5 protein-coding genes and 1 pseudogene are annotated in these 6,270 nt (G+C 63.7%); all 6 read right to left on the bottom strand.

Features of this window, described 5'->3' with window-relative positions; translation table 11 throughout:
• Nucleotides 1-38: 38 nt before the first annotated feature.
• Nucleotides 39-467 carry an ATP-binding cassette domain-containing protein gene (locus ABZ293_RS40495; protein WP_355189644.1) on the bottom strand — a complete coding sequence of 143 codons (429 nt, stop codon included), beginning with the start codon at nucleotides 465-467 and terminating at the stop codon, nucleotides 39-41.
• A 30-nt stretch (nucleotides 468-497) separates the two neighbouring features.
• Nucleotides 498-1,454, bottom strand: a pseudogene (locus ABZ293_RS40490) (ABC transporter ATP-binding protein); the annotation flags it as partial.
• On the bottom strand, nucleotides 1,451-2,899 hold the full coding sequence (locus ABZ293_RS40485) for a branched-chain amino acid ABC transporter permease (RefSeq protein ID WP_355189643.1): 1,449 nt from the start codon (nucleotides 2,897-2,899) through the stop codon (nucleotides 1,451-1,453). The gene ABZ293_RS40485 and the pseudogene ABZ293_RS40490, both read right to left, overlap by 4 nt.
• Nucleotides 2,896-3,933 carry a branched-chain amino acid ABC transporter permease gene (locus ABZ293_RS40480; protein ID WP_354957707.1) on the bottom strand — a complete coding sequence of 346 codons (1,038 nt, stop codon included), beginning with the start codon at nucleotides 3,931-3,933 and terminating at the stop codon, nucleotides 2,896-2,898. Before ABZ293_RS40480 ends, ABZ293_RS40485 begins: the two co-directional genes overlap by 4 nt.
• Before the next feature lie 93 nt (nucleotides 3,934-4,026).
• Nucleotides 4,027-5,241 carry a branched-chain amino acid ABC transporter substrate-binding protein gene (locus tag ABZ293_RS40475; protein ID WP_355189642.1) on the bottom strand — a complete coding sequence of 405 codons (1,215 nt, stop codon included), beginning with the start codon at nucleotides 5,239-5,241 and terminating at the stop codon, nucleotides 4,027-4,029.
• Nucleotides 5,242-5,472: 231 nt separating this feature from the next.
• On the bottom strand, nucleotides 5,473-6,090 hold the full coding sequence (locus ABZ293_RS40470; RefSeq protein ID WP_354957663.1) for an ANTAR domain-containing response regulator: 618 nt from the start codon (nucleotides 6,088-6,090) through the stop codon (nucleotides 5,473-5,475).
• Between the last annotated feature and the right edge of the window lie 180 nt (nucleotides 6,091-6,270).

The following is a 6,270-nucleotide window of genomic DNA, read 5'->3' as shown; positions in this document are numbered from 1 at the left end:
GCAACCGCCCTGGTATGGATGACCGAGCGCTCGTTCTATCAGGCTTCGCGGTCCGGCGGCCCGCTGGACGACACCCTTCCGTAGCAACCCATATCGAGGTTCTCCTGGACCGTCATACCGGGGAAGACACCCCGGCCCTCAGGTGCCTGGATCAACCCCTGCGTGACCCGCTCGTGCGCCTTCATCTGGGTGATATCGCGGCCCTCGAACTTGATCTTGCCGCGAGTCAGCGGCAGCAGACCCGACAGCGCACGCATGGTGGTGGTCTTGCCCGCACCATTGGCACCGAGCAGCGTGACCAGCTCACCCTCCGCGACACGCAGCGAAACCCCGTGCAGCGCTTGAATTCTGCCGTAGTTGACCACCATATCGTCGACCTCGAGCAGCGGCGGCGCTTGGCTGAAGTCACGGGCCGCGGGCTCGACGGGGGCGGCCGGTTCGGCGGCGGGCGGTTCCGGTTCGACCACTTCGGTTGTGGCGGTGACCTTTTCGGCTGCGGCACCCTCGGTGTCGGGGACACCGAGATATGCCGCGATCACATCCGGGTTGTCGCGGATCTCCGCGGGCAGCCCATCGGCGATCTTGCGACCGAACTCCAGCACCACGATTCGATCCGTGACACCCATGACCAGGCGCATATCGTGCTCGATCAGCAGCACGGTGAACCCGTCGTCACGGATCTTGCGGATCAGATCCATCAGCGCCGACTTCTCGCTCGGATTGAACCCGGCGGCGGGTTCGTCCAGGCAGAGCAGTTTCGGCTCGGTGGCCAGCGCGCGGGCGATCTCCAGTCGGCGCTGATCGCCATAGGAGAGATTGCGCGCCTTCTCCACCGCACGCGGTGCGATACCGACGAATTCGAGCAGGGCCATGCCGCGCTCGATCGCGTCCTTCTCCTCGCTGCGATGCCGCGGGGTGCGGAAGATGGCACCTGGCACCGAGGTCTTATGCCTGGCGTCGGTGCCGACCACCACATTTTCCAGCGCGGTCATCTCACCGAAGAGCCGCACATTCTGGAAGGTGCGCGCGATTCCGAGCCGGGTGATCTCATTGCGCTTGGTCTTCGTCAGCGGTTTGCCGTCGAAATACACCAGCCCCGAGGCCGGTTTGTAGACACCGGTAATGGCGTTGAAGCAGGTCGTCTTGCCCGCGCCATTGGGTCCGATCAGTCCGAGGATTTCGCCGCGGCGGATCTCGAAGCTGACCTTGTCCAATGCGGTCAGACCGCCGAACTGCACCGTGAGCTCATCGGTGCGCAGCAGTGGCGCACCCACCGCGGTTTCGATTTCGCGGTGTGGCGCAACCACATCCGCGACGACCTCGGCATCGGCGAGCACCGGGATCACGGCGGTGACATCGACCTCACCGGCGCTCTCGACCTCCGGCGGAGCCGCATAGCCGGCCGCCATATCCTCATTGTCGAACAGGGCGTCACCCGCGCCGGGCCCGGTCATCGTCCTGCTCCGATCAATTCACGCTCGGCCGGTTTGCGCACGGCCTGATACACCTGCCTACCGAAGGTGAGCAACTTCTGCCGCACCGGGAACAGACCCTGTGGCCGCAGAATCATCATGACCACCAAGGTAATTCCGAAGTACATGTACTTGAGGTCACCGAGGGTCTGCGCACCGCCGACGCGGAACAGCAATACGCTGCCGAGCAGCAGCGCGCCCATGATGCCGGTGACCACCATGCCCGTGATACAGCCGCGCCGCGGCCATGGGCTCAGATCGTCGCTCTTGTATTTCCAGACGACGACCAACCCGACGAAGACCAGCACATCGATCGCCAACAGGATGTATCCGGTGGACTCATTGCTCACCAATTTCACCGACTGCAGCCGCGCCGGCAGATAGGCGATGATGAACGCGCCGAAGATGACGCCGAGCTTATTGCCCTGACCACCGATGACGACCGCGCACAGGAACAGCATCGAGTTGATGATGTTGAACCCGGTCGGGTTGATGAACTGAACCTGTCCGGCATAGATCGCACCGGACATGCCGCCGACCGCGGCACCGATCAAAAAGGCCCACAGCTTGAACTTGAAGGTCGGCACGCCCATGATCTCGGCGGCGTCCTCGTCCTCGCGGATGGCCACCCAGGCGCGGCCGACCCGACTGCGTTCCAGATTGCCGACGATCAGCAGCACGATGATCACCAGCACCATCGCGAACCAGTACCACCAGGTGCCATAGCTGGCCCGGTCCAGCAGATTCGCGCTATCGGCATTGCCGCTGTTACCGCCGGAGAAGACTCCCTCCGGCTTGCTGTCGGATTCGCCGAAGTGCGGGAAGGCGACACCGGACAGACCAAGGCTGCCGTTGGTGATGTCGGACAGGTTGTCGGCGAGCAACCGGACGATCTCACCGAAGCCCAGGGTGACGATCGCCAGATAGTCACCGCGCAGCCGCAGCGTCGGGGTGCCGAGGATGATGCCGGAGATAGCCGTCACCGCGACCGCGATCGGCAGACAGGCCATCCAGGCCCAGGTCGGATTCAGCCAGCCGCCATCGGTCTGATTCCACGGACTGTTGGGACTGGTGAGCAGACCGACGGTATAGGCGCCGATGGCGTAGAAGCCGACGTAGCCGAGGTCGAGCAGACCCGCCTGTCCGACGACGACATTCAGGCCGATGGCGATCAGCGCGTACATCGCGACCTGCGCCATGACCAGGCCGAAGTTATAGCCGGGCGTATCGAGCAGCGGCGGCGGGAACAGCGGAAGAAGTGCGAGCAGAATGAGGATCGGCACGCCGACGCCCCATTGCGCGGGGCGGCTCAGGCCGTCCCACCAGGTCCGAATCGAATCACCGACACCATGTCTCGGCGCTGCCGCCTTCGGCTGCTCCGGTGTCTCCGGCGACGGAGCATCGGGTGTTTTGGTCAGGTCGGTCATGCGCGGGCCCTCCCGAGGCTCTCACCGAGGATGCCGGTCGGGCGCACCATCAGCACCAGCACCAGCACAACGAAGGCGACGACATCTCGCCATTCCGAGCCGAGCAGCGATTGGCCGTACTGTTCCACCACACCGAGCAGGATGCCGCCGAGCAGCGCACCGCGCAGATTGCCGATGCCGCCGAGCACCGCGGCGCTGAATGCCTTGATGCCGAGGATGAATCCGCCGGAGTAGATGATGCCCTGCGGAATCTTGATCGCGTAGAGCAGCGCGGCCGCACCCGCGAGCACGCCGCCGATGAAGAACGTCAGCATGATGACCCGCTCCCGCGAAACGCCCATCAGCGTTGCGGTATCGGGGTCCTGCGCGACGGCGCGAATGCCGCGCCCGAATTTGGTCCGGTTGATCAACACCTCGGTCACGATCGCCAGCGCGATCGCGGCCAGCACGATGAGCACCTTGATGTTGTCGATGTCGGCACCGAAGAAGCTGAACTGCACGCTCGGCTCGACCAATTTGACCGGCTGCTGTGCGTTGGTGCCACCGAGTTTGGGATTGATCTTCGGCAGGATGAAGTGCACGAACTCCTGGATCACGAACGACATGCCGATCGCGGTGATCAGGAAGCTGAGCGGTTTGGCCCCGCGTTTACGCAACGGCCGATAGGCCACGCGCTCCAATCCTACTGCGGCGCCACCGGATACCAACATGCCGATGATCATCGCGAGCGCGAGATAGACGACGGTCAGGACTATGCCCTGGGTGTACACGTCGGGGTTCGCCACGAAACCGAACAGCATGAGCCCGATCAATTGACCGAACATGCCGAGCATGAATATTTCCGAATGGGCGAAATTGATCAGCCGCAATACGCCGTAGACCAAGGTATAGCCCACGGCGACCAAGGCATAAATTGAGCCGTAGGTCACCCCGTCGACGGTCAGTCGCCAGAAGTTATCGATCACCCCGTGGTAGTTGAAGTCGATCGATCCGCTGGCGAGTTGTACAGCGCCAGCCAATGCCGTTGATTTCATTCGTCTTGTGCCCTCATACTTCATTCGCCCACCGGACAGCGGCACACACGGGGGTTCACGACCCCCGTACGTGCCGCTGTCCAGGTTGTGGGGCTACTTGACCTCGTAGATCCAGATCAGCGCGTTGGACAACTCGCCGGTCGGATTCCACTTGTACTGACGCGCCAGACCGTTGCCGTCATAGGACCGCACGTATTCCAGCAGGTCGGGACGGGTCAGCTTACCGCCATCGATGCCCTTGGCGAGGATGGTGGTCAGGTCGTAGCCCTCGACCGAGTAGACACCCGGCTCCTGACCGTTGAGGGCCTGGTAGTCCGTGGCGAACTTGTCCGGCGCCGGACCACACGGGCACGACAGCACCGCGCCCTTGGACGAGCTACCGGCCTGCGCGACGAACTGCGGGTCGTTGGTGCCGTCGGCGGAGACGAAGACCGCCTTGACGCCACCGGACTTCAGCTGCTGGGCCAGGGGCGCACCCTCGGAGTAGTAACCGGAGTAGAAGACCGCGTCGGGCGCGGCGCTCGCGATCTTGGTGACCGTGGCGGAGAAGTCCTTATCGCCCTTCTTGATGCTGGCATTGCAGGACGCGTCGTTCGCGGAGCCGAGGCCCTCGACGATCGACTTGGCCAGACCGGTGCCGTAGTCGGTGTTGTCCTGGATGACGCAGACCTTCTTGTAGCCCGCGGTGTTGACCAGGTACTTACCGACGGACGGACCCTGCACGCCGTCGTTGGCCAGACCGCGGAAGAAGCTGGTCCAGCCGTTCTGGGTCAGCGTCTCGTTGGTGGCCGATGAGGTCGTGGAGACCAGGCCGGCGTCGCTGAGGATCTTGCCGGTCGCCTTGGTCTCACCAGAGAACGCCGGACCGACCAGACCGATGACCGACTTGTCGTTGACGATCTGCGGGATGACCTGGGTGGCCTTCTGCGGGTCGCCCTCGGTGTCGAACTGCTTGAGTTCGATCTTGCAGCCCGGGTTGGCCTTGTTGTGCTTGTCCAGCGCGAGCTTGACGCCATCGACAATGTTGATGCCGAGGGCCGCGTCCGGACCGGTCAGCGCGCCCGCCATGGCGATCGATGTGCCCGCCGGGCAGGTGGCCTTGCCATCACCGGCCGGGTCGGCGGCAGCGGAGCTGTCCGACTTCGGCACCTGCTTGCCGTTGGCGTCGATCTGCATGACCGGCTGAATCTTCAAACCACCGGCGCCACCAGCGCCGGAGGTGCCGCCCGAGCCGCTGTCGGTCGATTTATCGCTGCACCCCGTCAGCACGAGCGCGGCGGCGGCTCCTATGGCCAATGCGCCCCGCATCGAACGACTGCGCCATGTCGAACTAAGCACGTTTCACCTCTACGTCCTGTGCTCCCCCGGGCTCTCTCCGAGGAGGCCGACCACGTCAGCCCGGTCAGAACATAGCGTTGGTACGTTAGCTCCGCATCACATTCGGATCATCCGATCGACATCGTTTCGAATTTTTCATCGCGATCCGGTTTCCGGGAAGTAAAATTTCCGACCTTCATCGGCCGGGGCGCACGGACCGTACTACTTCGGAGCAAGATTTTCCAGCACCACCTCGGCTACCGCCTTCATGGTAGTGCGGCGGTCCATCGCCGTGCGCTGAATCCACTTGAACGCCTGCGGTTCTGACAATCCCTGGGTCTGCATGAGCACGCCCTTGGCCCGCTCGACGAGCTTGCGCGTCTCCAGGCGTTCGGCCAGATTGGCGACCTCGCTCTCGAGAGCGGTGATCTCGTGGAAGCGACTGGCCGCCAGTTCGATGGCGGGCACCAGATCCGATTTTGTAAACGGCTTGACCAGATAGGCCATCGCACCGGCGTCGCGGGCCCGCTCGACCAGATCGCGCTGACTGAACGCGGTCAGAATCACCACCGGCGCAACGCGTTTCGAGGCGATCTCGGCCGCCGCGTCGATACCGTCGCGGCGCGGCATCTTCACATCCATGATGACCAGATCCGGCCGGTGTTCCACCGCCAGATCGACCGCCTGCTGGCCGTCGCCCGCCTCACCGACAACCTGATAGCCCTCTTCGGTCAGCATCTCCACCAGATCCATACGGATGAGCGCCTCGTCCTCCGCGACGACGACCCGCTTCGCCCCGGCGTCCCGCTTCGTGCCGGCGCCCCCTGCTGTGTTGCTCATAGGTAGACCCCTCTGGTTCCGATGCCGTGTCCCCGACACGCGAAAAGGTGGCCGTGGTCGTACCGGTCCATCGACCCACCGTCGCTATCGAGTGCTGTAAAGACTACCTTTCAGTTCCGCATACAACCCATATACCCTGCGCAAACGGGGCGACGATCACTCTCGGGCCAGCCCATTCGC

It is taken from the genome of Nocardia sp. NPDC005998, from assembly GCF_040614395.1.
In the GTDB taxonomy this organism is placed as follows: domain Bacteria; phylum Actinomycetota; class Actinomycetes; order Mycobacteriales; family Mycobacteriaceae; genus Nocardia.
This window is presented reverse-complemented; position numbering and strand designations above follow the sequence as displayed.

What these genes read in the sequence shown, in the direction of transcription:
- ABZ293_RS40475 (WP_355189642.1), bottom strand. Translation starts at nt 5,241, where the DNA reads ATGCGGGGCGCATTGGCCATAGGAGCCGCCGCCGCGCTCGTGCTGACG.
- ABZ293_RS40470 (WP_354957663.1), bottom strand. Translation starts at nt 6,090, where the DNA reads ATGAGCAACACAGCAGGGGGCGCCGGCACGAAGCGGGACGCCGGGGCG.
- ABZ293_RS40485 (WP_355189643.1), bottom strand. Translation starts at nt 2,899, where the DNA reads ATGACCGACCTGACCAAAACACCCGATGCTCCGTCGCCGGAGACACCG.
- ABZ293_RS40480 (WP_354957707.1), bottom strand. Translation starts at nt 3,933, where the DNA reads ATGAAATCAACGGCATTGGCTGGCGCTGTACAACTCGCCAGCGGATCG.